Annotated in this window: 19 protein-coding genes; 12 read left to right on the forward strand and 7 right to left on the reverse strand. The window is 65.7% G+C overall.

Features of this window, described 5'->3' with window-relative positions:
* Positions 1–156: 156 nt before the first annotated feature.
* The 3 genes from Mal64_RS09160 to Mal64_RS09170 form a co-directional block, all read right to left on the reverse strand.
* Positions 157–4,413 (reverse strand): PEP-CTERM sorting domain-containing protein, encoded by a 4,257-nt coding sequence (locus Mal64_RS09160; protein WP_197525607.1) that lies wholly within the window; start codon positions 4,411–4,413, stop codon positions 157–159.
* A 368-nt stretch (positions 4,414–4,781) separates the two neighbouring features.
* Positions 4,782–5,750 (reverse strand): PEP-CTERM sorting domain-containing protein, encoded by a 969-nt coding sequence (locus tag Mal64_RS09165; RefSeq protein ID WP_197525608.1) that lies wholly within the window; start codon positions 5,748–5,750, stop codon positions 4,782–4,784.
* 325 nt (positions 5,751–6,075) lie between these two features.
* Positions 6,076–7,365 (reverse strand): LacI family DNA-binding transcriptional regulator, encoded by a 1,290-nt coding sequence (locus tag Mal64_RS09170; protein ID WP_146399373.1) that lies wholly within the window; start codon positions 7,363–7,365, stop codon positions 6,076–6,078.
* 958 nt (positions 7,366–8,323) lie between these two features.
* Between Mal64_RS09170 and Mal64_RS09175 the strand changes: the two genes are divergently transcribed.
* The 4 genes from Mal64_RS09175 (at position 8,324) to Mal64_RS09190 (ending at position 11,347) form a co-directional block, all read left to right on the forward strand.
* Positions 8,324–9,004: a phosphoesterase gene (locus Mal64_RS09175; RefSeq protein ID WP_146399375.1), complete on the forward strand. Its 681-nt coding sequence runs from the start codon at positions 8,324–8,326 to the stop codon at positions 9,002–9,004.
* Between the two features lie 101 nt (positions 9,005–9,105).
* Positions 9,106–10,308 (forward strand): cysteine desulfurase family protein, encoded by a 1,203-nt coding sequence (locus Mal64_RS09180; protein ID WP_146399377.1) that lies wholly within the window; start codon positions 9,106–9,108, stop codon positions 10,306–10,308.
* 192 nt (positions 10,309–10,500) lie between these two features.
* Positions 10,501–10,836: a HesB/IscA family protein gene (locus tag Mal64_RS09185; RefSeq protein WP_146399379.1), complete on the forward strand. Its 336-nt coding sequence runs from the start codon at positions 10,501–10,503 to the stop codon at positions 10,834–10,836.
* A 328-nt stretch (positions 10,837–11,164) separates the two neighbouring features.
* Positions 11,165–11,347: a Flp family type IVb pilin gene (locus Mal64_RS09190; protein WP_146399381.1), complete on the forward strand. Its 183-nt coding sequence runs from the start codon at positions 11,165–11,167 to the stop codon at positions 11,345–11,347.
* Positions 11,348–11,654: 307 nt separating this feature from the next.
* Here the strand turns inward: Mal64_RS09190 and queA are convergent, their stop codons facing one another.
* Complete coding sequence (gene queA, locus Mal64_RS09195) at positions 11,655–12,701, reverse strand: tRNA preQ1(34) S-adenosylmethionine ribosyltransferase-isomerase QueA (protein WP_146399383.1); 1,047 nt, start codon at positions 12,699–12,701, stop codon at positions 11,655–11,657.
* A gap of 300 nt (positions 12,702–13,001) precedes the next feature.
* On the opposite strand from queA, the gene rsmH reads away from it, so the two are divergent.
* From rsmH to Mal64_RS09225, 6 genes are all read left to right on the forward strand, one after another.
* Positions 13,002–13,871 carry a 16S rRNA (cytosine(1402)-N(4))-methyltransferase RsmH gene (gene rsmH / locus Mal64_RS09200; protein ID WP_146399385.1) on the forward strand — a complete coding sequence of 290 codons (870 nt, stop codon included), beginning with the start codon at positions 13,002–13,004 and terminating at the stop codon, positions 13,869–13,871.
* A 73-nt stretch (positions 13,872–13,944) separates the two neighbouring features.
* Positions 13,945–14,319: a hypothetical protein gene (locus Mal64_RS09205; protein ID WP_146399387.1), complete on the forward strand. Its 375-nt coding sequence runs from the start codon at positions 13,945–13,947 to the stop codon at positions 14,317–14,319.
* Positions 14,320–14,446: 127 nt separating this feature from the next.
* On the forward strand, positions 14,447–16,171 hold the full coding sequence (locus Mal64_RS09210; RefSeq protein WP_146399389.1) for a DUF1559 family PulG-like putative transporter: 1,725 nt from the start codon (positions 14,447–14,449) through the stop codon (positions 16,169–16,171).
* Positions 16,172–16,337: 166 nt separating this feature from the next.
* The gene (locus Mal64_RS09215; RefSeq protein WP_146399391.1) at positions 16,338–16,730 is read left to right on the forward strand and encodes an ArsR/SmtB family transcription factor; all 393 of its coding nucleotides are present in this window, start codon (positions 16,338–16,340) and stop codon (positions 16,728–16,730) included.
* 30 nt (positions 16,731–16,760) lie between these two features.
* Positions 16,761–17,291, forward strand: coding sequence for a rhodanese-like domain-containing protein (locus Mal64_RS09220; RefSeq protein ID WP_146399393.1), 531 nt, complete (start codon positions 16,761–16,763; stop codon positions 17,289–17,291).
* Between the two features lie 59 nt (positions 17,292–17,350).
* Entirely contained in the window at positions 17,351–19,033 is a 1,683-nt protein-coding gene (locus Mal64_RS09225) for an FAD-dependent oxidoreductase (RefSeq protein ID WP_146399395.1), read from the forward strand.
* Positions 19,034–19,054: 21 nt separating this feature from the next.
* Here Mal64_RS09225 and Mal64_RS09230 read toward each other — a convergent pair whose 3' ends face one another.
* The 3 genes from Mal64_RS09230 to Mal64_RS09240 all read right to left on the reverse strand — a co-directional run bounded on the left by Mal64_RS09230 (position 19,055) and on the right by Mal64_RS09240 (position 22,479).
* A complete protein-coding gene (locus Mal64_RS09230; RefSeq protein WP_146399397.1) occupies positions 19,055–21,022 on the reverse strand; it encodes a hypothetical protein in 1,968 nt (655 codons plus the stop codon).
* A complete protein-coding gene (locus tag Mal64_RS09235) occupies positions 21,019–21,366 on the reverse strand; it encodes a PadR family transcriptional regulator (RefSeq protein ID WP_146399399.1) in 348 nt (115 codons plus the stop codon). The genes Mal64_RS09230 and Mal64_RS09235 overlap by 4 nt, the downstream gene beginning before the upstream one ends.
* Positions 21,367–21,480: 114 nt before the next feature.
* A complete protein-coding gene (locus Mal64_RS09240) occupies positions 21,481–22,479 on the reverse strand; it encodes a hypothetical protein (protein ID WP_146399401.1) in 999 nt (332 codons plus the stop codon).
* Positions 22,480–22,631: 152 nt separating this feature from the next.
* Between Mal64_RS09240 and folP the strand changes: the two genes are divergently transcribed.
* Both folP and Mal64_RS09250 read left to right on the forward strand, forming a co-directional pair.
* Complete coding sequence (gene folP, locus Mal64_RS09245; protein ID WP_231993638.1) at positions 22,632–23,516, forward strand: dihydropteroate synthase; 885 nt, start codon at positions 22,632–22,634, stop codon at positions 23,514–23,516.
* A 219-nt stretch (positions 23,517–23,735) separates the two neighbouring features.
* Positions 23,736–25,025, forward strand: a complete 1,290-nt coding sequence (locus Mal64_RS09250) for a glutamate-5-semialdehyde dehydrogenase (RefSeq protein ID WP_146399403.1) — start codon at positions 23,736–23,738, stop codon at positions 25,023–25,025.
* The last annotated feature ends 177 nt before the right edge of the window (positions 25,026–25,202 follow it).

Here is a 25,202-nt window from a genome sequence, read left to right on the forward strand (position 1 = left end):
TCGTGAACGGGTTACATTCTGTTAGTGCGACGAGCCGCCACGAACCGCTGCGAGCGAGGCACGCGCCTCACTCGCTCGACAGCTCCCGCCTGCCGGCGTCATGCCGGCCAGCGGGTCGTCCCGCCACTCGGTTCGCTTTTGGCTCCAGCCAGCGAATCAGCCCCGACGACGACCGACGAGACCGAGCCCCGCCAGAGCCATAAGCAAGACGCCCGAAGGCTCGGGAACCGTGCCGCCGGGACCAGTCAAGTCGGTCCGGTTGTTGCGCCAGATGCGGTAGTCGGCGATCCCGACCCGGCCGTCGGAGCCTTGGGAGCCGTCCGCCCTGGCCACGTCACCAAGCAGCGACGAGCCAACCTGGGTGTTGTAATTCGCGGCGATGATGTTGTAGTCGGCCATGTCGACGAAGCCATCGTTGTTCACGTCGCCCGGCAAAGGGAAATCGACAACGGCGTCGATCCAAGTGTCGGCGACACGCAACTCATCGAACATCAGTCCGACGCCGCCGTGACCGCCAAAGTTGGCGAGCGCGATCCTCTCGAGCGTGAAGTTCCCACCCGAGGTCGAGGCGCTCGGCAACTCGGGCTCGAGCGCTGTGGTGGGGTCGAGGTAGATCGACACCGAGTCCATGTTTTCCTCAGCGCTGAGAACGAACTTGGCGACGATCAAGTGATTGGCCCCGTCGTCGTCGTACGAAGCCGGAGCGTTGTTGAAGATCTGGTAGCCACCAAACGTCGTGTAGAGCCGCGCGGTCTCCGGGTCTTGCTGAAGGGCCCCACCGTTCGGGTCCCACTGGTTGTATTGGATACGCCCGATCTGGCCCTCTTCACCCGGCGGGTTGCCCGGCGAATAAAACTCGATGCCGCGGTACCCCATATCGCTGCCGTCCACTCGCGCGCCGAAGTTGCTGATCCAGCTGATGTAGAAAGTCCCCTCGGTCGAGGCGGTCCACGGCTCGGCGAGGGCGCGAGCGACTCGCGCTTCGGGGTCGAGCGGGTCGCCCGATGCGACCACGCTGAGCGCCCCGCCTAGCGCAGGCGATCCGAGGTAATCCAAGCCGCTTTCGACCGGTTGGATATTAATAAGTGTTGAGGTCTGAGCGTGCCACGGGCCGGCGAAGAACTCGGTATCGACTGTGGGGTTCTGCGTGTCGACCGTTACGCCGGTGGTGTATTGCCCCGCCGCGGCGTTACCGCCGACTTCAAACGGATCGTAGAAGAGCAACTCCGCTTGAGCGGGAGACGCCGCCGACAAGAGACCCACCATGGCCACAGCGCCCAACGCGGCGCAACGCGTCTTGGCGGCGCGACTGCGGCCGACAAACGCCAAGCCCATCAGCCCGCCCACCGCCAGCAGCAGCGAAGCGGGCTCGGGGACCGTGCCCCCCTCGGCGCCGCTCTGACTGTTGGACGCCGCGTACAGGTTCTTGAACGCGCGGAAGTCGTTGAGATTCACGATGCCGTCTCCGGTGATCTCGCCCATCGCCGAGTAGGGCGTGCTGAGCTGTTGGCTGTTGTTTACAATCGTGTAGTCGGCGGTGTCGACGGCGCCATCGCCGTTGAAGTCGCCCGGCGCCACGCCCATGATCTCGAGAACTACGTTGTCGATGCCGGCCCAGCTGTTGGTCACCAGCGGGTTGAACTCGACGCTGGTCACGTCGAACTCAACACCGAGCGGCCGGCCGAGAGCCGGGGTGAGCAGGCTGGATCCGCCAACGATGTCGATCGAGTACTCGTTGAACTCGCTGGGGAGGTTCGATATCACCAGGTCGTCGATCGTCGTGCGGGTCGTGTTGTCCGCCTCGAGGTAGTAGAGCCGCGCCTCGAGTTGCGTCTGGTTGTCCTCGAATTCCCCGTCGACGATCTCGAAGATCGTGTGGGCGTCGAAGCTCAAACGGTACTGCTGTGTGGCGGGTATGCTCGTGGCGTTGAAGGCCGAGGTCTGGTAGGCGATGCCGTCGAGCGTCGAGAGGATCATCTCGTTGCCGGGGTTGCCGGCGCCCTCGGTGCCTGAATCTCCCAGTTGATTCTCGTGGCCGTAGTTCTCGACACCGGGGCCGGGGAAGGTCCAACCGGGTATGGCGTCGTTCGGCGTGCCGTCTTCGTTGAAAGCGATCGTCTTCTCGCCCGCGGGACCGGGGAGTTCAAAATCGCCGTTCGTCAGTGAGATGCCTTGCGTCACCGCCAGTGCGGACGGGGCGACCAGGCAGAGCAGGCCGGCCCCCAACACGCCGAGGACTCGTCGCTTGAGCGCGCCGGCCATCTGAATCGCTCCTTCCGTGTGGGTGGATTTGACCGAGCCGCCGGCGATCGCCGGGGCCGTTTCGCGACGACGCGAACCAAGACCGCTCAGCAGCAAAGCCACGGAGCCGCTCATCAGCACCATCAGGGCGCCCGGCTCGGGCACGGCGGCTGACGAGCTCGCCCCGGCGGTCGGGTCGAAGAAGATCGAACCGACACGGAACGAGGTCTCGGGCAGCAGCCCGCCCTGCTGACCGAACTGCGACACCCAGTAGTCGTAGTCCTCTTGGTCCACAACGCCCGGGGTGACGGCGTCCGGGTTCTCGTTGGTCAGTGCGATGGAAGTGTCGAGGTTGTCACGCCACACCGTAAAGTCGGCCGCGTCGACCACCCCGTTGCCGTTGTAGTCGCCGCCGACTTCGGTCGACTCGAGGCCGACCGACAGGATGAACTCCATGCCGAGGCCATCGAGCTGCGCGTCGGTCAGGAAGCCGGTCGCCGAGATGTCGCCGATCGAAACCTCTTCGCCCGGGGAGAGCGACATCTCCGTGCCCAGCGCGGTTTGCGAAAGCGTATCGGACGTGGTCGGCGAGCTCGTGGCCCAGCCGGCGCCCAGCCCCGTGAAGCCGGAGCCGTCGAGATCGCCCGTCTCCGAGGTGATCGCGAAGCCGTCGAACGTGAGTTCGATCAACGAGTCGTTCTTGAGGAACGCCTCGCCGGTGTTCGGATTCACGCGGAGCACGAGGTTGTTCTCGAACTTCGGCGTGCCGCCGGTGTAGATCACGTCGCCAAGAGTCGGGCTCGAATCGAAGGGGCCCGCGTAGAAGAACGTGAGGTCCTCTCCGTCGGTCCCGAAATTAGCCAAGTCCAAGCCGACCGCGGTTTTGTCGAAACCGTCGCCAAGCCCGAGAGAAGCGGCGGACAGGTCGAGGGACGAACCGTTGCTGAGCGGGTCGTCGATGACCTCCGAGAGGGCGTTGGCGGACAAGCCGAGCTTGACCCAGTTGGTCGTGGGCGAGGGGGTCATGCCCGACACGCCGTCGTACGTCGACTTGAGCGACCCGAGGCCCGATCCGATGGTGTAGCTGTCGATCTCGATCTCGCCGCCCAAGGGGTTGGTGATCGTCAGCTCGCCGGTGTCGCGGTTCACCTCGAGGACGAGCTTGGCGGCGTACTCGAGTTGCACCAAGGCGCCCGAATCGCTGACGGTCTTCTTCACGCGGTACGAACCGCCCGCGGGGATCGGGTTCGTCAAACCGGAGACCTCGACCGCATCGCCGCCGCCGAGGTTGTTGAATTCGCCTATGACTGCAATCGGCGATTCAACCAGGTCCCAGGTCTGTCCGACGGTGTGCGTTGTGGTCGCCGCTGCGCCGCTGAAATCGACGTCGAGCGAGCCGTCCAGGAAGATCGGGGCGCCCGAAGTGATCGCGGAGTGAGCCGTGGGGCTGGTGATCACCGCGTTGTAGCTCGACGAAGAGCCCATGGTGATCGATCCGACGGCGTGGAACGTGGCGTCGGGGCCTTCGATACGCAGCCGCCGGTCGAGCGTAGCCGTGTTGGCGCTCGGCTCGCTGTTCTTATCGATGACCAGGCTCGCGGAACCGCTGAGATCGACGAGGCTGTTGCCGAGCGAGTCGCCCGAGAACTCCTCTCCGCCAACGATGAGAGCCGTTCCGGTCAGAGCTCCGCCGGTCATCGTAACGAAACCACGGCCATCAGCGCCGACCACAATCCGGCCATCGGCGCCCAGATCGTCTTGGATCGTGGTGACGTTGTTGAGCGTGCCGCCCGTGATCGTCAATGCGCCGACCAGTGAGCCGGCGGCCGGCTCTGATTCCTCATTGAACTGGAGCCCCAGGTAAAGACCGCCCACGTCCTGTTTCGCACCGGGCAACGCGCCGGAGATCACCGGCGAGCCGAACGGGGCGTCGTTCGAGTTGGCGTAGCTGTCCGCCTGCTCCGTGCCAATGATCGCCCGCAGGTAAAAGTCCGAAGCCTGGGGAACAAACGGCACGTTGAAAGCCGGGACCAACCAGTTGTTATCGTTGTTCCAATCGCCGCTCGTGTCGCCTTGCCAAACCGTGTCGTCCGCCACAACATCGGCCTGCGGGGCCAGCGTGGCGGCTAGCCCACACGCCATCATCAGTGCGATGCGAATCCTTGAGGACATGTCTTCGTTCCAGAAAGAAAAGTTGTCGGTGTGAGCCATTTATGGCGTGAAACAGATGAGTCAATGCCGCTGGTGTTTGCCTCGGGCCACGGCAGCACGAGCGTGCATTGCCGTCGCCCTGGGATTGCCCTGCAAGTAGCGATGAAGGGTCGCTCGAAAAGCTGCTGATTTGTTCTTCGGCTGTCGATTGCGGGCTCGGCCTGACGGGCGATCGGCCGACGGCGACAATCGGTCGCGCGCAAACCTCTATCGCTCGGCCGGGCCGGGCGTTCGCGTTGTCTGAGGACTCCCTCCGGCGGCCCCCGGAACACAGGGGGCCGCCGGCGAAGGAGTCTGTCGCACTCAAATCCAGCACTCTCGCTGCGCGATCAAGCGCTGCGACGTCGGGCGAACAAGCCAGCACCGACCAAGCCGATCAGGGCCAGGCTGCTGGGCTCGGGAACCCAGTAGTGGGCGACCGTGTTGTTCTGCGCGTCGGCCCAGGTATCGGCCACACGCAGCTCATCGAACATAGGCGCCTCGCCGGGTCCGAAAATGAACGCCGAGAAGGTGCCGAGGCTCGTCATCAGGTACTTATCAACCGCGATCTGGGCGTCCGGCGTGTTGTCGCCTTCGTCCCCCACCGGGTTGAGGTACAGCGACACCACGTCTTGGCCGCTGGTCGTCATATCGAACTTCAGCATTGCGAACTGCGTGACGCCCTCGATCTCGGTCCACGCGGTGTGGTGCGGCAGAGCGACTTCCGTGAAGTTGCCGCTGTCGGCGTCTTTCACCTTCAAAGCCAGCTGCTGCCCGCCGCCGATGCCCGAGAACTCGCTGATGCCGAATTCAAGCGTCTTGTTGCCGTCGTCCGGGGCGCCGTTCCACCACTCGATCACGCGGTGATGCAGGGTCGGTCCCGTGCCGAAGTTGGCAAGGAAGCTCATGTAGTAAACGCCATTGGGATCGGTGAACCCGCCCCACGGAGTATCCATGCTCACGCCGTTGCGAGAGGTGTTGCAGCAGCTGTCCTCGACACTCGGGTCGTCGCCCACCGATCCGCCCACCGAGGGGGTGATTTGTCCCACACCGCCCTGCTTGGTGGTGCGATGCAGAGAATTCGTCCGCACCCAGGCGTCGTCCCCTTGGACCCAAGGGCCGGTGAGGAACGTCCCGGCGCCGCCGGTTTGGCCGCCCAGCAGGTCATTCACGACGGTCGTCTCGACCGGGGGATCGACATTGTTGTCGATGGTGGTTGTGGTCGTGGTAGGCGTGTAATCGCCACCCTCGGTGTCGAGGCTGAAACCGTCATACCAAAGCAGCGTGGCGTGGGCCGACTGGCCCGCGAGAATAGCCAAGCAGAACGCGGCTGCGGCGCAAAACACGCCAAGCCGTCTGTAGGAACTGATCATTGGAACAAGACCTCCGTCAAAAGGTGAAAAGCATCGGACTTAATAAGTCATCAACAGCTTGTGCGCTGGTCGCGATTCGAACCTGCTAGGCGCATCCTGCTTCTCCCCCTGCAAAGCGGAGGGAGCTGATGCGTGCTAAGCAACGGAACAATTGGAACTACTTGGCGATACCAGCGGTCGCGAGAGCCTCTTCTCAGCGTTTGCCATTGGTGCTCGTCTGGTTTCCTCCTGCGTTGAATTGAATACCGAGAGACGACTTGCCGCCGTCTTGTTAGCTCTGAATCGCGTCGGAATTAGCGTCGGAATTAGCGTCGTGCGAGTGCGGAGTGACAGCGCCGGTCTGGGGCGCCTGCCCGGCGGTTGTGGCGTCGGCCTGATCAGCCCCTCCGCCACGGCGCCTATCAGCCCGCTTATCAGCCTGCTCGGAACGCTGGCTGGTTGGGTGCTGGGCGTCGACACGTGTGGTTGCGCCTTTGGCCGAAGCGGCGGGCCTCTCGGCAGTTGGCGCCGCAACGGCCGACGACGCGGCGCGGGCCGCGCTCGTCGAGCCACGCACCACGAGCTTCGGCTTGACCGTCATCACACTCGCCGCTTTGTCGCTGGCGGTTGCCTCGGCCGGGGAATCGGACTTCGATTCGGACTTCGATTCAATCTCCTGGAGCACGAGTTTGGCGCCCCACTCGCCAATCTTGGCGGCGTCGAAGCCAACCACGGTCAGCGGCGGCGTCATGTAACGCGTCGAAAAGAGATCGTTGAAGCCGATCAGGCTCACGTCGCCCGGCACGCTCAGCCCGTATTGCCAGAGCGAGTGCGCCAGCAGCGTCGCCTCCAGGTCGCTGTAGCAAAGCACCGCGGTGGGGCGCTCGTCGCCGAGCACCAGGGCGTCGACCGCCTCCCCCTCGGGCGTTTGCACGTGCTCACGCACCGGCAGCTCCGCTTCCTCCATCGCCGTGCGATAGCCGCGGAGCCGCTCTTGGATACTGCTGTGAGGCTTGACCGACTCGTGGATGAAGCAAGAGATCCGCCGGTGCCCCAGGCCAAGGAAGTGCTTGGTCGCGGCGTAGGCGCCGGCGAAGTCGTCGACCACCACCTGCGAGAGGTCGGGGTCCGAGTTGTCGCCGAGCATTACGATCGGCAGATTGCGCTCGCGAACGGCGTCGGCAACGGCTGTCGGCATCGGCTGGAAGACCACGCCGCCATCGATCTGTCCGCCTAGAACGATGTCTTCCCATGCCCCGCGGCTGTCGATCGGCGTGAACACCAGATGGTACCCTTCGCCCTGGAGCGCACGGACCAAACTGTTCACCACGTGGGTGTTCACACCCTCGAAGATCCAACGATCGTCGGTGTAGAGCAACCCGATGCCGTAGGTCCGGCCGCGCGAAAAGGCTCGCGCCCGAGCGTTCGCCCGGTAGCCCATCTCTTGGGCGATCTTCTGGATCCGCTCGGCGGTCTCGATGCTGCGACGGCTCGCGCCGTTAGCGTCGCCGCGGAGGATGCGGGCGACGGTCGAACTCGACACGCCGGCGCGTTCAGCAATTTGGTAAATCGTGACCGACACCAAGCAGACCCGCAGAGAAGGAAACCTGGAGAGCCCAACCTACGCCGACGGGAGTCGGCCTGAGTCGGAATTCGATAAACGCTGTTCAACCGCTGCACGGCACGGCTTAGCCGCCAGGAGCCATCCCAAGCGACAAACAAGCCACCCCACCAGTGAAAGAGCCCCCCAGAGGGATATGACACCGGTATCAAATACGAGCAAACGCTGACGAGAGATTAAAACAGACGATGAAAAACGCCGCTGAATGAACGAGATAAGCACCGCAGTCGCTGCTCAAGTCCGACACGGGAACTAGCAATCGACAAGCTCCGACTCGTGACGGTCACTCAAAACACGTGGCAAACAAGCCTAGGAAACTGAAAAGATCAACTAGATGAGAGCTGACCGGCCACCATATGTCGCGTATGCGGGACTCCTGCCCGCGCAACTGATACCGGTGTCATAACTAGTAATAAACTAAGGAGACCGCGGAACCCTGTCAAGCAATTATCAACGACTTCTTAGAAGCCTCTAAGTAAGACGTGAAAACGGGCTCTCCTGCGAAAGATCAACAGCGTTTAGCGTTCTTTAATCGCTTAGACTGCATGCAGCGCCATTTCCAGCACACCCACATTTGGGGGATTCGCATTTCCCCATAGCCGCACGGCTGACACCGGTGTCAGTGAGGGTGAATCGACCCCGCCTCGTTGAGCCTGAATCACGGCTCTACGCAGCATCACCCCCACGCGGAGCAGCACCGGTCGTCTGCGGCGTCCCGCCGCAGAATCGTCTCTGTGAGCCTAGGGGCAGGTATCTGCGAGTTTGCTGGCCGTTTTTCAGCACGCCAGGCTGCCGCGGTACGGTGTCGGTTCTTCAAAAAGCGGCGTCATCGCGCTATATTCCCGACTGACCAGCCTTCCCGATAGATCAGCGGCCGGCTCGGCCCGCTCCGCCCCTCACGCACGACGAAAGGATTCGCATGGCTTCGCCCGGCACGCCCCTCTCCCAAGACACCACCGCCCAGGGGGAAGCCACCGAGTCTTTGAACGAAGAGCACGTGCTCGTCGTGCCGACGCCGCTTTTCCACGAATTGGGGCATTTTCAGGGCTTTTCGGCCGAGGTCGACCGCTATCTCGCGCCGATACTCGGCAGCGATGAGCTGAGCTACCGGCCACGGAGCGCGATGGAGATCGACCCGAGCTTCAAGCAACTGATTCCCTACGTTCTGTTCCGCCACACCGATGCCTCGGGCGTCGTGCGGCTTTTTTCGTACCTTCGGGGCGGCGGAGCCGGCGAGAAGCGGCTGCGGGCCAAGAGAAGTGTGGGGGTCGGTGGGCACATCTCCACACTCGACGCGGACGCTCCCTCCGGCGACGTGTACCAAGCAGGCCTCGACCGCGAGTTGTCGGAAGAAGTCGCCATCGACTCGTCCTACACCCAACGGCGTGCGGGTCTGATCAACGACGACGAGACCGAAGTCGGCCGCGTCCACCTTGGTGTGGTTCACCTGTTTGACCTCGAAGAGCCCAAGGTTCGCTCGCAAGAAGACGACCTCGCCGAGGGCTGCTTCTTGCCCGCCGAGGAGATCTTGGCCAACATCGAAGGCTACGAGACGTGGTCGCAGATCGTTGTGCGGGCCCTGTTTGAAACGGCTAGTTAGTCGGCGATTGGGGCGTGACAAGCGGCTTCGCCCGCGCCCGGCGGCGCAGCTGCCGGCGTTTTGCTGCGGAGCCGTTCTTTTACGCCGACCCTCAATTTGCCGTGGCCGATCCGCCCATCTATCTCGACAACCACTCGACCACGCGCACCGACCCGCGTGTGGTCGAGGCGATGCTGCCATGGCTCACGGAGCAATACGGCAACGCGAGCAGCACGACCAACGCCCCCGGCCTAGCGGCCCGCGACGCGGTTGAATCGGCCCGCGCCACAGTCGCCCGAGCGATCGGCGCCGATCCGGGCGAGATTGTCTTTACCAGCGGAGCAACGGAGAGCAACAACCTGGCGCTCGCGGGTGTCGCCGAAAGGCCGCGGCGGCGGGGCGACCTGTTCCTCAGCGTCCGCACCGAGCACCGCGCGGTGCTCGGTCCGCTCGAACGGCTCGCGAGGCGTGGGCTACGCGTCAAGTTGCTCGACGTGGCGCCGCACGGCGAGCGCGAGGCGGGTCGGCTCGACCCGCAGCGGCTGGCCGACGCGATCGATGAGAACAGCTGCCTCGCCTCGGTGATGCTGGCCAACAACGAGATCGGCGTGGTGCAGCCGGTCGCCGCGATCGGCGCGATCTGCAAGCAGCGCGGCGTGCTGCTGCACTGCGACGCCGCCCAGGCGTTGGGCCGGCTGCCGATCGATGTCGCGGAGCTAGGCGTCGACCTCTTGAGCATGAGCGCCCACAAGCTCTATGGCCCCAAGGGCGTGGGCGCGCTTTATGTTCGCAAACGCGATCCGGTCGTTCGGCTTGAGCCGCAGCTGGTCGGCGGGGGCCAAGAGGCAGGCCGTCGCAGCGGCACGATCAACGTGGCGGGAGTGGTGGGGTTTGCCAAAGCGGTCGAGCTGGCCGAAACGGAGCGGGCCGCTGGCGAGCCCGCTAGGCTTGCCGCCCTGCGCGATCGGCTCGCTGACGGGCTGCTGAAGCGCATCGCGGGCGCCGAGCTGTGCGGGCCGGCGCTCGACGCCTTGGGCGACGATGGCGCCCCGCTGCGGCTGCCCGGCAACCTGATGGTCGCCCTTGGCGATGTGGCGGGCGAGACCGTCATGCTGCGCACGCCCGGGCTGGCGCTCAGCAGCGGCTCGGCCTGTTCCTCGGCCGATCCCGAGCCGAGCCACGTGCTGCGGGCCTTGGGTCTCGACGACGACCGGGCGCGGAGCGCCCTGCGGTTCGGCTGGGGCCGTTTCAACCGCCCCGAGGAGGCCGACATCGCCGCCGAGCGGGTTGCCGAAGCCGTGACGGAGCTGCGCCGGGGCCTCTGAGCCGCGAATCGGCCCGGCTGTGACGCCCCGCTATCGCTTTTTAGGGCGGATCCTAGAGGGTGGCGAACTTTTCTCCGGGAGCCGAGTAGTATATTGTTAGGGTGACGACGGGCGTCGCGCGCCCGTCTGGTAACCCACCTACTACGAGTCGTTTCGCTCCCCGCGAGACCATCCCCATCAAAGGGCTAAGTTATGAGCAGCGTTGTCCTCACCGAACGGGCCGCCGAGGAAGTCAAACGGATTGTCGAGCAGCAGAAGCTCGAAGAGGGGTCCATGCTGCGGGTGGGTGTCACCGGCGGCGGCTGCAGCGGCTTCAACTACGCCCTTGGCTTCGACAACGAATTCGACGAGAAGGCCGACAGCAAGTACGAGTGCCACGGTGTTGACGTGGTGGTCGACAAGAAGAGCGCGCTGTACCTCGACGGCACCACGGTCGACTTCTACGACGGCATCGAGAAGCGCGGCTTCACGTTCGAGAACCCGAACGCCGTGAAGAGCTGCGGCTGCGGCAGCTCGTTCCAGGCTTAGTTCCGAAACGATACCGCGTTCCAGCGGCTATGCCGCCGGAGCGGCGACGAATCACGCCCGAAGGCGGTCCGCGTTAGCGGGCCGCCTTCGCCTCGTATTGGCTTCGCATTGGCCCCGTACGACCGTTACAGCCCCTACGACAGCCGCCCATGCGAGACGCAGGGCGCCAATCGACGCTGCATCCACCGAAGCGATCCCGCGCGTGGGCAAAGTGCGTGATAGGCTTTCAGTAAACAGGGCGGCAGCGTGCTACAGGCCGCTGACGGCCGACCACCTTTTCACCACTCCTCCACGCCGCCAATCTAGCGGCCATAGAAAGATCATTCCGATGCGCGACGCCGTCGCACAATTTGTTCGGGACGAAGAAGCAGCCACCTCGATCGAGTACGCCGTGATGCTGGCGCTGATAGCGGGCGTTTGCATCGCCTCGGTGGGCTCGATGTCCAACGCCACAGCCGACAGCTTCGACACGTCGGCCACGGAATTGGCGAGCGCGCTGGGCGGCTCCTGAGCTTGCCCGGCAGCAGCAAACCGTCCTGCAGCGGGGCTTGTTGGCGGATTTTACGCAATGGTTCTGGGCGATCTTTGCAGCCTTTTGCGCAACCCTCCTGAACCGCTAGTCATTCCATGAATGTTGCGGGTTTCCACTTATCTCGCCGTAGATAGATTCCGATAGGGAATGCAGCACCAGCCTACTAGGCCATGGTCGCCAGCGAACCAAACGAGCCTCACGCACAAACGGCTCCTCTCGCCAACATCAGGGATGGCCTGCCCCCATCCTTGGACCTGGGAGAGGCGCCGTTTTTTTATGCGCGGCGCTACAAGATCAGCATCGCGTCGCCGTAGCTGTAGAAGCGGTAGCGCTCGGCGATCGCCTCCTCATACGCCTGCCGGATCAGCTCTTCGCCGCCGAAAGCTTGCACCATGAGCAGCAGCGTGGTGCGCGGGAAGTGGAAGTTGGTCATCAGGGCGTCGACCAGTCGGAACTCGCCCGGCGGGCGGATGAACAAGTCCGTTTCGCCACACCACGGCGCGGTCTTGCCGGGCGAAGACTCGGCTTGGCGCGCCGCCGTTTCCAGCGTCCGCACGCTCGTGGTGCCGACCGCCACCACCCGGCCGCCGGCGGCGCGGGTCGCGTCGATCGCCGCAACGGTTTCAGCGCTCGCCTCGCACCACTCGGGGTGCATCACGTGGTCTTCGACACTGTCGGCCGAGATCGGCCGGAACGTGCCCAGCCCCACGTGCAGCGTGACGGAGGAGAACGTCACGCCGCGGCCCTCGATCGTCTTGAGCAGCGGCTTGGTGAAGTGCAACCCCGCGGTGGGCGCCGCCACGGCGCCCGGCTGGCGGGCGTAAACGGTCTGGTAATCCTCCACGTCCGCGTCGACCATCTGGCCCTCGCGGATGTAATGCGGAAGCGGCACTCGGCCGACGCGGGCCAGCACGGCCGGCGTCGGTTCGTCGCCCTCCGGGTGGGCGAGCCAACGCCCCTCGCCGAGCCGCTCGAGCAGCCACAACCGGCCTGCGGGGCGACCCTCGCGGTCGTGGAGCACGATCTTCTCGTGCGGCTGCAGCTTGCCGCGTGTCTTGCACACAATCTGCCAATGCCCGTCCGGCTCGGCCGACAGGAAGAGCCCCCGCCACGCCCCGCCCGTGGCCTCGCGCTCGCCCGTGAGCTGGGCCGGCGTCACCCGCGTGTCGTTCACCACGAGCCGGTCGCCCGAGCGGAAGAGGTCGGGCAGGTCCCGGACGTGGAAGTGATGGATCGTTTGATCACGGCGGCTCACCACCATCAGCCGGGCGTCGGCCCGGTTGGCGAGCGGCGATTGGGCGATCAGATCTCGGGGCAGGTCGTAGTCAAGCATTGTCGAACGCGAGGTGCGAATGGCGGGAGCTAGGGGGGCGGAGCGGGAGTAGGGCTGGCCAGGGCCAGCCGCACGGCGTCCGCCCAAGCCGCCCCTCACACGCTCTGCAATCTCGTAGCGTGGCGCACGGGGACGCCATCGACAATGCCCTCCCCCGCGGCGACGATAGCAGTGCTGGCGCGAGGGGGGGGAGGCGAGAAGCGCCCGGCTGGCATCCATCGTGCTTGCGGCGCCCGATCCCTTTTGCTAACTACCCCCACGCGCCTGTAGCGCACAAAGAGAATAAGAGACCGCTGCGATATGACCGTCCACATCCCCGTGATGCCCCGTGAGGTCCTCGAAGCGCTCGATCCCAAGCCGGGCGAGCGGTTTATCGACGGAACGCTCGGCGGCGGCGGCCACACCCGGCTGCTGGCCGAAGCGGTCGGTCCCTCGGGGCTCGTTGTCGGGCTCGATCGCGACGCGGCCGCCGTTGAAGAAGCCGAACAAACGCTCCGCGGCCTGCCGGTGGCCGTGGCCCACGCCAACTACGCCGAAGCCCAGGAGGTGCTCAAGGAACTGGAGATCGAAGCGGTCGACGGCGTGCTGCTCGACCTCGGCCTCTCGAGCGACCAGCTCGAAGACCGCGAGCGCGGCTTCAGCTTCCACAGCGACGGAGAGCTCGACCTGCGGTTCGACACGACCCAGGGCAAACCGGCTTGGCGGCTGATCGAACGGCTCAGCGCCGAGCACCTGGCCGACCTGATATACGCCTACGGAGAGGAACGGCTGAGCCGTCGCATCGCCCGCCGCATCGTCGAGCGTCGCCGCGAGCGGCCGATCCGCACCGCCAACGACCTGGCCGACATCGTCCGCCGGGCGGTCCCACGAAACTACGACCCGAGGATCGACGCCGCGACTCGCACGTTTCAAGCGCTGCGGATCGCGGTCAACGAAGAGCTCGATTGGGTCGACAAGGCCCTCAAGCATTTGCCGGACCTGCTCAGGCCGGGCGGCCGGCTGGCGATCATCAGCTTCCACTCACTCGAAGACCGACGCGTTAAAAACGCCTTCCGTGAAGACGACCGACTCGAGCCGACCACGACCAAGCCGATCACCGCCGGCGAGGACGAGCTTGCTAGCAACCCCCGCTCGCGGAGCGCCAAGCTGCGCGTCGCCGTGCGTTGCTAGCACCGAGGCTGACATCCCGCACGAACAAAGCCAAGCCCAGCGACCGATCGTGCCGACAGTTCCTGTACAAGCCATGGACGCCACACTTCAAGCAGACAACCCCGCCGCCGACCGAGCGAGCGACGCCCCCCGGGCGCCGCGCCGTCGGTTGCTCGTGCCCGACGCCCGCTTCGTCGCCTGGGCGCTGAGTGCGGCCACCGTCGTGGTGCTTGTGGCCGGTGTGCTGATCGTCAAGCAGGTGGCCACCGGCGGCCGCGCGCTGCGCCCGATCGCCGTCGACACCCCCGACGAGGCCGCTCCCTCCGAGTGGCGTTTGCCCCCCGTCGAGCCCCAGCCGCTGGTGCTGCGGCGCAGCGAGCCCACGCCCACCTGGCCCGGCTCGACGACAACCACGCCCGAGGGGCCCGTGCGAATCGGCGCCCGCCCCGCTCCCGGCGGGCTGCGCTGACCTCAGCCTGACGGGCTTTGACTATCAGTCCTTTCTGACGCTCTGTTTGGTTTCTCTGGCGATTGCGTGTTAATCTTGGCGGCTCTCAGGTCGCCCAAGATCGCATTCACTGAACCGGAGTACCGTGATGACGCCGCTGCGCCCTGCTTCTGCTCGTCCGTACGGCGACGCGATCAAGATCATCACAGCCGCCGCTGTGCTGTTGGCCCCGGCCGCCGCCGCGCGAGCCCAGGCCCCCGCCAACACGCCGACGCCCGCAAAGGCCCAGCCGCTGGGCGTGTCGCCGTGGGTATCGCCGGAGAGTTTTGCTTTTGCCGAGCTGCGGCCGTCGCGGCTGCTCGCCGCGCCGTTGGCCCAGTACCTGCCGATCGAAGTGGCCGACGCCGTGGGCGAGAAGTTCCTCGGCGCGCCGCTGTCGCGGCTGGTGAGCCTGCAGGCGATCGTCGAGCCGCCGATGGGCGCCACGCCGTTCTACGCTCTCATTGCGAAGTTTGACACGCCGGTATCGATCACTCACCTCGCGCCCGAGCTAACAGAGCACGCCACGCTGGGTGAACTGGGCGGCAGACAGGTCTTCCAGAGCCAGCACCCGGCTATGCCGAGCATCGCTGCGATCGACTCTCGCACGCTGATCGCCGCCACTCCCGCGATGCTCAAGAAGGTGCTCGCCGGCAGCGACGCCGCGCCCGTCGAGACGCCGCTGACCGCGCTGCTGTCGAGCCGCCCCGGCGAGACCGACGCCTACGCCGCGGTCGCGCTGGAGCCGGTCCGCCCTTTGATCCAGCTCGGCCTGATGGCCGCCCGCAGCGAGGCGCCCCCCGAGACGCACCGCTACTTTCGCGCCGCCGATTTGCTCTCGGGCGTTGAGCTGACGGTCGACGTGACCGGCCAGCACGACACGACGCTAGCGATCCACGCCAACGACGCGGCGGCGGCCGACGAACTGGAGTCACTCGTCGCTCAGGCTCAGACGCAGTACCGCGATCTAGTCGTGTCGGAGATGGCCGAGCAACGTCTCCAGATGGCCGCGAGTGAGGATCCTCTCGAGCGTGCGATGGCCCGCTACCTCGACCGCATGGAGGCGATGCCGGTCGAGGAGTTCGATTGGCGTGACGGGCCGAGCCAATTCACGGCGATCCGATTAAAGGCTGGCGAAGCCAACCAGCATATGATGGTCTGGTCGATTGGCGTCGTGGTCGCCCTGCTGCTCCCCGCCGTGCAGGCCGGCCGCGAGGCCGCGCGGCGCAATCAGGCGCTCAGTCAAGCCAAACAGATCGCCCTCGCACTCCACAACCACCACGACATCCACAACCGGTTTCCGGCGCAAGCGATCACGGATGCGAGCGGCCGGCCACTGCTCAGTTGGCGCGTCGCCCTGCTCCCTTATCTCGAAGAAGAAAAACTCTATGGCATGTTCCACCTCGACGAGCCGTGGGACAGCCCGCACAACCAGTCGCTTTTAAAGTACATGCCGGGCGTCTATTGCGACCCCAGTGGGAAGTTCGCGAAATCGGATGGCAAGTCGCACTTCCTCGGCGTCGCTGGCCCGCAGGCGTTCTTCGATGGCGGCCCCAAGGGGCGAACGTTTGCGAGCCTTACCGACGGATCGGCAAAGACCCTCGCCCTCGTCCAGGTCGACGACGACCACGCCGTGGAGTGGACCAAGCCGGCCGACTACGACGCCGCGGCTCACCACGCCAACCCGGTCGCCGGCATCGGCGAACTCCACCCGGACGTCTTCCTCGCCGGGTTCGGAGATGGCCACGCTCGAGCGGTCCCGCTCGACATTGCCCCTCAAACGCTCCGAGCAATGCTAACGGTTAACGGCAGAGAACGCTTCGAATTCCCTTAGCGAGTGCGGATCGAAAAACGATTCGTGACGACCAACCTGCCTGAGCTATTCCCCTACCGATTACACGGCGGAGTATTCCATCGCTGCGCCCAGACACATTGACATATCGTGATATTGCGATACGTTTATCTGTAGGCAAGATCGTCGCCCCGTCGAAGACAAGAACATGCCCAAGGCGTCCCGCAAGAAAGCCGTTCGCAGCAAAACCACCGCCTCCAAGGCGAAGCCGGCGGCCAAGCCCGACTCGCTCCGGCTCACCGAGCTAGGAGCCCTGGAGCGGGCGGCCGAGTGCCTCAAGGCGCTGGCTCACCCGCACCGGCTGCGGATGGTGCAGATGCTGCTGCAGAAGGACTTCGCCGTCGGCGAGTTGGCCGAGGCGTGCTCGATCCCCAGCCACATGGCCTCCGAGCACCTGCGGCTGATGCAGCGCTGCGGGTTCCTATCGGCCGAGCGCGACGGGCGCCGCCGCTACTACCGCGTCGCCGAGCCGCACTTGGCCTCGATCTTGGCCTGCGTAGAAACCAGGTTCGGCGTCGAGGCGGTCCGTGCCGCCTCGTAACAGTTCAAGGTTGACTCAAGGAGAATCACGATGGTCGCCACGATCACCCCGCAAGAGCTGAGCGATCGCCTCAAGCAAGACGGGACGAAGCTCCTCGACGTGCGCACCCCGGCCGAATACCGCGAGGCCCATGTCCGCGGCGCCGTGAACCTGCCGCTCGACCGGCTCAGCGCCGAGGCGGCGCCGTCGGCCGAGACCGTGCTGGTCATCTGCCAACGCGGCTCACGCGGCAAGCAGGCGTGTGAGAAGCTCACAGCCGCGGGGCTTTCGAACGTGGTGAACGTCGAAGGGGGCACGCTCGCCTGCATCGAGGCGGGCCTGCCGATCGAGCGCGGCAAGAAGACGATCTCGCTCGAGCGCCAGGTACGCATCGCCGCCGGCTCGCTGGTGGTCGTTGGCGCCGCGCTCGGGGCGTTCGTCCACCCGGCGTGGCTCGGGCTCTCGGCGTTCGTTGGCGCCGGGCTCGTGTTCGCCGGCGTCACCGACACCTGCGGCATGGCCATGATGCTCGCCCGCATGCCGTGGAACCAAGCGGGCGGCGAAAACCGTACCGCCACTTAAGGAATACCCCGGTGGGCGATCCTAGTAAGAAGTCTGATGAAGTATAGGGAGTCACTGCAATGAAGGTCGTGATCATCGGCGCCGTGGCCGGCGGCGCCAGCGCCGCCGCACGGGCCAGACGGCTGGACGAGTCGGCCGAGATCGTGCTCATCGAACGCGGCGCCGACCCGTCGTTCGCCAACTGCGGCATGCCTTACTACATCGGCGGCGAGATCGAGAGCCGTGAGAAGTTGATCGTCACCTCGGCCGGCATGCTGCACGACCGCTACCGTCTCGACGTGCGGGTGCGGCAGGAAGCCTTGCGGATCGACCGCCAGGCGAAGACGGTCCGCGTGCGGCGCCTGGAGAACGGCGCCGAGTACGACGAGTCGTACGACAAGCTGATCCTCTCGCCCGGCGCCGCCCCGATCCGGCCCGAGCTGCCCGGCATCGACCACCCGAAGGTCTACACGCTCCGCAACCTCGACGACGCCGACCTGCTGCATGCGGCGACCATGGGCGCCAAGCGGGCGGTGATCGTCGGAGGCGGGTTCATCGGCGTCGAGATGGCCGAGAACCTCGTGCGGCGGGGCGTCGAAACCACGCTGATCGAACGCAACGACCAGATCCTCACGCCGTGGGACGCCGAGATGGTCGCCCCGGCCGCCGCGGCGCTCCGCTCGGCGGGTGTGACACTCAAACTCGGCGCCGAGGCCGAGGCATTCGAGCCCCAAGACGACGGCGGCGTGACCGTCGCTCTGAAGTCGGGCGAGCAGTTGAGCGCTGACTTTGTCGTCATGTGCATCGGCGTGCGGCCGGAGAACGCGTTGGCCAAGGCCGCCGGCTTGGCGATCGGCGAGCGCGGCGGCATCCGTGTCGACGAGACGATGCGGACCGATGACCCCGACATCTACGCCGTCGGCGACGCCGTCGAAACCTTCGACAGCGTCACCGGCAAACCGACACAAATCCCACTCGCCGGCCCCGCCAACCGGCAGGGTCGCATCGCGGCGGACAACTGCTTCGGCCGCGAGAGCCGCTACCGCGGCACGCAGGGCACGGCGATCGTGGGCGCCTGCGGCGTCACGGCGGCGATGACCGGGCTGAGCGAGAAGGCGTGCCGGCGGCTCGGCGTCGCCTTTGAGAAGGTCTACGTCCACCCGGCGAGCAACGCCGGCTACTACCCCGGCGCCGAGGGGATGACGCTCAAGCTCGTGTTCGATCCGGAGAACGGCCGCGTGCTTGGCGCCCAGGGCGTGGGGGGCAAGGGCGTCGACAAACGGATCGACGTGCTGGCGATGGCCCTGCAAGCCGGCATGACGGTCTACGACCTCGAAGAGAGCGAGCTCTGCTACGCCCCGCAGTACGGCTCGGCCAAGGACCCGGTGAACATGCTCGGGTTCGTCGCCGCCGGCTTGCTGCGTGGCGACCACCCGGTAGAGCACGCCCACCGGTTGCTCGACTGTGAGCTTGGCGACTCTTTCGTGCTCGACGTCCGTTCGCCCGGGGAGCACGCCGCCGGCGCCGTTCCCGGGGCAACCAACATCAACATCGACGAACTGCGCGAGCGGCTCGGCGAGTTGCCCAAGGACCGGCGGATCGTCGCCTACTGCAAGGTCGGCATGCGCGGCTACCTGGCGACGCGCCTGCTGCGGCAGCACGGCTTTGACGCGGTGAACCTCAGCGGTGGCTTCACAAAATACGAGCGGTTTGTTGCGGCGCGTGCCGAAGCGACGCCGAAGATGGCGCCTTCCGGTCGCTAAGTTCATCCACCGAAAGAGGACTCACGGCTCGCCATCGATGTGCGGCTGGTCTGCTTCGCTAGGCATGTAGCGCGGCGGCGCGAGCGACCAGATGACCCAGTCGCCGTCTTCTTCGGCGGGCGGGTTATCGATCGGTGGCCGTACCACGTAGGGGATCTGCCACCTCGACAGATTGGCGGACGTTTGCGTAGTAAACCTTGATGGCCAGAGGCCGCCGTCGTCGTCGCGATCGACGCCGAGGCTGTAGACGACTGGCTGGCCGTCCACGAGTCGGTAGCCGAGCGGGCCGCCGTTGATGCGGTCGACGGGGAGTTCCGGCAACCAGCGCGGCGCCAACTGGTCGAGCGACTCGGGCCAGCCGCCGTGCTCACGGCGGAGAAGCTCTAATGCGATACCGACCAAGGCGCCGTCACGCAGGCCACGGGCGCCATGAAACACCGACGGCACGGAGCCGATGTTGATTCCTGCCCCCCACAGAGTGATAGGCGGGTATCGCAATCGCTGCCACAGGGGCACTTCATCGAAGGAGTCGGTGTAATCCCCTCTGCTGCTCGTCTCCCACAAGGGACGCTGTGCCCTGCTGCGAACCCGCGCGCTTAGCTCATCGTACTTGGCGACGACTCCGCTTCGCGACGCTGTGACGAGAAAGGCTAGCGGCGCCACTGTTTTTCGAACCAACCCATTCTTTAAACCAGTGTTGTCCTTTCGCTCGTTCTCGAAGAAGCGTCTTCTCCATTCATCGGACTTGACCCAAGCGTCGAGGTCCAGGTGACCGCCGCCCCATGCGCTCTCACAGTACAACCGCTGGACAAGGTCGAGGAAGACGAGCCGCTCCGTAGCAAGATAGGGCGTTGCGTCGTAGCTCGAAGCGGCGGCAAGGTGGGCGAGCCGCTTCAGTTGCTCGTCGTTGAAGACCTCGGAGCGGTTGCGAAGCGTGTCTTCCAGAAACGCCCAGGCCATTCGGTCGATGCTCACCATGACGAGGGCGCTGACATAGAAGCCCACTTCGCCGGATTGCTTGGCGACGCCCAGCATCGCCTCGATATCGTCTGACACGCGTCGCCCATCGGCCGACAACTGCGCGTCCACCATCAGGACTCTGGCCACGGCGCGCATTTGTTGGACATGGTCTAGTAAGACGTGCTGCAATCCCCCTCCAAAATCTTCGTACGCTGGCTCCTCTGGCCGAATGCCGCCCTCAAGCTCCGCAAAATCGTCGCGGTATGGCTTGTCAAAGCCGACCTCAACACCGAGCCTAGGCTTCGACGCCGCAGCGCGGAGCTTCTCTATGAAATCTACATGCTCGGCTATCCAGGCCTCGGCGGCGGGCCGGGTCGTGGCGGTGAGCGGCTCAGACGCCCAAGGCTGCTCCCAGCCGTAGAAGTTCGCCTGAGGATCGCCCGCCTCGCGTTTGAACCGTTGCTCCTCAGCAACGATGCGGAATGCGTCGAGGTACAGCGGCCACGCTCGATCGTCCTCGGGAACGGCGGCGGCCGGGGCATTAAGCTTCTTTAGGTAATTGACCGAAACGACCGGCTTAGGGATGAGCAGACACATCGCAAATAGCGCGTACAGGGCTAGCCCAGCCAACGCCCCCCGCGAAGCCCACCACCACGCCTGCCACACCCGCGGTCGGTTGCGGACCTTGCCGCGCCTCATCAGCCGCGCGGCCGTGCGTGGCTCGCCGAAGTCGGCGACGAGCGCCTCGGGCGACTGGCCCGAGGCGAGGCCCTCCTGAAAGTGCGAGACAAGCTCGTCGGCAACCGCGATTCTCTCGCCCCGCCACAGCCGCGTCCTGCGGACGGTCTCGCTTACCGTTTCGGCGACCGCAAGCGGCAGGTCCGCTTTGGCGACCGCCTGCTTGTAGGTGCGAGGACTCAGCCAGCTGCGGACGACATCGGCCGCGCACTCACGGGCCGCGAAAAACGTTGGAAAAGTTTCCCGCCAGGGATCGGGGGCCCCGTCGGGCTCGGAGACGCAGTCGCTCATACCGTACCTCCCAGGGGCTTGGGCAACACCTCCAGCGAGCCAAGCGCCTCGAACAACGCGGCCCACTGCTTCACGTCGACGGCGAGCTTGCGTTCGCCCTTCTTGGTGAGCCGGTAGTAACGCCGCGGGCGGGGGCCCGACTCGTCGGTGCGCGAGCGGACCAGGCCCTTCGCCTCGAGGTTGTAGAGCATCGGGTAGAGCGTCGACTGGCCGAGGGCCAGCACCCCATCGGTCCGCTGCGAGAGCGACTCGACGAGCTCGTAGCCGTATTTCTCGCCGCCCGAGAGCAGCTGCAGCACCGCCGTCGGCCCGGCGCCGCGCATCAGTTCGCGTTCGAGTTTCATGGGAAAACCCCAGGAGGAGACTTGCTATGCATTGCATAGTATCGGCGCCGGAGCATGGGAGCAAGTCTTTTGGCGAAAGAATACGGGGGGCTCAGCGGGCGGGCTGAGGAGCCGTTACCACTGGTAGCCGACCATGAAGCTGTCTCCGAGCAGGGCGTGGTCGCCCAGGTTGCTGGAGCTCCAGAGCTGGGCGTCGGCCATGTACTGCAAGATGAGGTCGCCCCGTCCGAGGCGACGGCGGTACTCAAGCCCGAGGCCGGTCTCCGCGATTCCCATCGCCGCGGTCGGCTGAAAGCCGGGAGTGGTTTCTTCGAACGTGCCGAGCATTTGGCTGTATCGGCCGTAGCCGAGCACCGACACTTCGGACAGCTCGCTGCGATAAAGGGACCGGCGGAACTCCAAGAAAGCGCTGAGCCCGCCCCCTCCAAACCCGGGGTTCGAACCGTTGAGAAAATCGACTTCCTGGTGGGCCGCACGCACGCCCGCGCCTAGAACGAGGCTCGTGTCGCCCACCCACACCCGTTGATACAGGTCGAAATCGAATGTCGAGAAGGTGACGTTGGCCTGCGAACTTAAGTGCGGCGCCGCGGAGCCCTGGATCGATATCTCGTCGTCCCAGGAGCGGAACGCAACGCGGTAACCGCCCCCGCGCGAGCTCTCGTGAGCGATCTTCAGCTGCCCGCCTGTGAGCTGAGATTCTTCGGCGTAGGTAAAGCTCGTGTTGCTGTGCCCGACCGTCGCCGATGAGATCCCGCCGATCACCGACCACCCGGTCAGCCGCGCTTGGCGGCAGGCGCGGCAAGGCTCGGGGCAGCAGCCGCCGGTGGGGCAGAACGCCGCGGCGATCTGCACTTCGGGGTCGTAGGTGGGCGCCAGGTCGGCCGGCGACGCCATCGGCCCTTCCGCCGGCGGCGCCATGGGATTGTCGAGCGGCGGCTGCGGCGGGACGATGGTCCAGTGCGTCTCTTCGGCGGGCTGGTCGCTCAGCAGGGCGTCGTAGTCGCCCATCGCGACTTGGGCTTGCTGAGCCTCGGCCGTCGGAACGCGCCAACCGGCGCAGCAAAGCAGCGCTAACGCCGCGACGGAGGCGGCCGCCTTGGGGGAGATGAGCATCGGGGCTCTCGTATAATCTGGGTCAACGGGAACGCGTCGCGGGCCGCGGGACTGGCTCGAAACGCGCTAGCAATGTTCGGCAATACAGCAATCGACGCAGCGCCGCAATGCCGGCTGGTCTCCGTTAAAAATCACCTCTCGCAGAAACCGCAGTGACAACTCCCACGCCCATGGCGACCGACTGGAAGCTCCGCACCAAGACGCTAGCAGTGCGTGAGGGCGACGCCCCGCTGCTCGTGGGCGTGGTGAACGTGACGCCCGACTCGTTCTCCGACGGCGGCCGGTTCTTTGGCAGCGGGGGCTTCGACCCCGAGAGGGCGATCGAGCACGGCCTGCGGCTCGCCGGCGAAGGGGCCGCCCTGCTCGATGTCGGCGGCGAGAGCACCCGGCCCGGCGCCGAGCCCGTTTCGGCCAAGGAGGAGCTCGGTCGCGTGCTGCCGGTGGTCGAGGGGCTCGTCCGACAGCTCGACACGCCGATTTCTATCGACACGAGCAAGGCGTCGGTCGCCCGGGCGGTGCTCGAAGCGGGCGTCGAGGTGGTGAACGACGTGACCGGCCTGGAGGGCGACGCCGACATGCTAGCCCTGGCGGCAGACGCCGGGGCGGGGGTCTGTGTGATGCACATGCGTGGCGAGCCGCGCACCATGCAGCGTGACCCGCAATACACCGACGTGGCGACCGAAGTGGCGGCTTATCTGTCCGGGCGGCTTGATGCGCTCACAGCCGCCGGCGTCGCGCCGGAGCGGATCTGCCTCGATCCCGGCCTGGGCTTCGGCAAGACGACGGCCCACAACCTGGAGCTCGTCCACCGGCTCGACGAGCTGCACGCCCTCGGCCAGCCGCTCTTGGTGGGGCACTCACGCAAGCGGTTCCTGGGCGAGATCATCGGCGACATGGAGGCCGACCGCACAGCGGCGACCATCGGCGCGGCCGTCGCCCTGGCCTCGGCGGGGGTGCAGCTGATCCGTGTTCACGATGTGCGGCCGGTGCGTGAGGCGTTGCTAGCATGGCGGGCGTGTTGGGGCCCCCAAACTTAGCCGTGGACAGGAGCCGGCGGGTCCCCCAGCGGCGGGTAACCTGCGCCGCCGGAGCCCTTCGTTTTCTCTGTGGCAAAGCGGGCGCCCGGCCTGCTCCGGGGGCTTATGCCCGCCGGCTCGCCTTTGGCGGCTGCCGGCGTTGACCCGGGGGGGCGAAACTGGGGATACTAGCGGGGATTCTCGCCCACTCTGAGACCAGCAACGCGACCGCCCCTCACGATGCCCCCCAGCCAAACCCTCGCCGATCCCGCCGCCGACCTGTCCGCTTACTGCTCGGACGTGGCCCACCGCGCGAAGCGGGCGTCGGCCGATCTGGCCGTGCTGTCGGGTGACAAGAAGATCGCCTGGTTGCGGCGCTCGGCCGAGTTGCTCCGCGAATCGCAAGACAGACTCACCGAGGCGAACAAGCTCGACCTCGAGGCGGCGCCCGGCTACGGCCTCACCGACGCCGCGATCGACCGCTTGCGGCTCACGCCCGAGCGGGTCGAAGGGATCGCCATTGGCCTGGAGCAAGTCGCCACGCTCCGCAACCCGATCGGCCGGGTGATCGATTCAACCGTGCGGCCCAACGGGTTGCGGATCGACAAGGTGCGCGTGCCGCTGGGCGTGGTGTTCTTCATCTACGAGTCGCGGCCGAACGTGACGGCCGACGCGGCGGCGATCTGTGTGATGAGCGGCAACGCCGTGATATTGCGCGGCGGCAAAGAAGCAATCCACTCGAGCACGGCGATCGTCGAGCTTTTGGGCCAAGCGGCCGAGGAGATCGGGGTGCCGAAGGACGCGGTGCAGCTCGTGTCGACCACCGACCGCGACGCCGTGGGTCACTTCCTCAAGATGGACGACCGGATCGACGTCGCCATCCCGCGTGGCGGCGAGGGGCTCATCCGGCGTGTGGCGGCCGAGGCGACGATGCCCGTGATCAAACACTTTGACGGCAACTGCCACGTTTACCTCGACGCGGCCGCCGATCCCGACCTGGCCGAGTCGGTCACGGTGAACAGCAAGTGCCACCGGCTGGGCGTGTGCAACGCGGCCGAGTCGCTGGTGGTCCACGCCGATGCGGCCGCCGAGCTGCTGCCGCGCGTCGGCAAGGCGTTGAAAGACCAAGGGGTCGAGATCCGCGGCGACGAGCGTGTGTGCGAGTTGGTCCCCGGCGCCGCGCCGGCGTGCGACGACGACTACGGCGCCGAATACCTCGACAAGGTGATCTCGGCCGTGGTAGTCGGATCGCTGGACGAGGCGATCGAGCACATCAACCGCTACAGCTCGGGGCACACCGAGGCGATCGTCACCCGCGACCTGGCGGCGGCCGACTTGTTCGCGGCGCGCGTCGACAGCTCGGCGGTGATGATCAACGCCAGCACAAGATTCAACGACGGTTTCGAGTTCGGCCTGGGCGCCGAGATCGGCATCAGCACCGACAAGTTCCACGCCCGTGGCCCGTGCGGCGTCGAGGAGCTGACGAGTTACAAGTATGTGGTCCACGGTTCGGGACAGATCAGAGAATAACAAAGTTTTAAAAGACGATTGCAAAATTACAAATTGAGAATTGCACATTTGATATTTGCAATTTTCAATTACTAGAGCGGTATTCGAATTGGTGTGGACGAGCGGGGAAGCGATTGGCGGCGTGGCGAGGAAGCCGAAGCAGGCAATGCGGTGCATTGTCGATGCAGGCTGACGAAG

Origin of the sequence: Pseudobythopirellula maris (genome assembly GCF_007859945.1) — a bacterium.
GTDB lineage: Bacteria > Planctomycetota > Planctomycetia > Pirellulales > Lacipirellulaceae > Pseudobythopirellula > Pseudobythopirellula maris.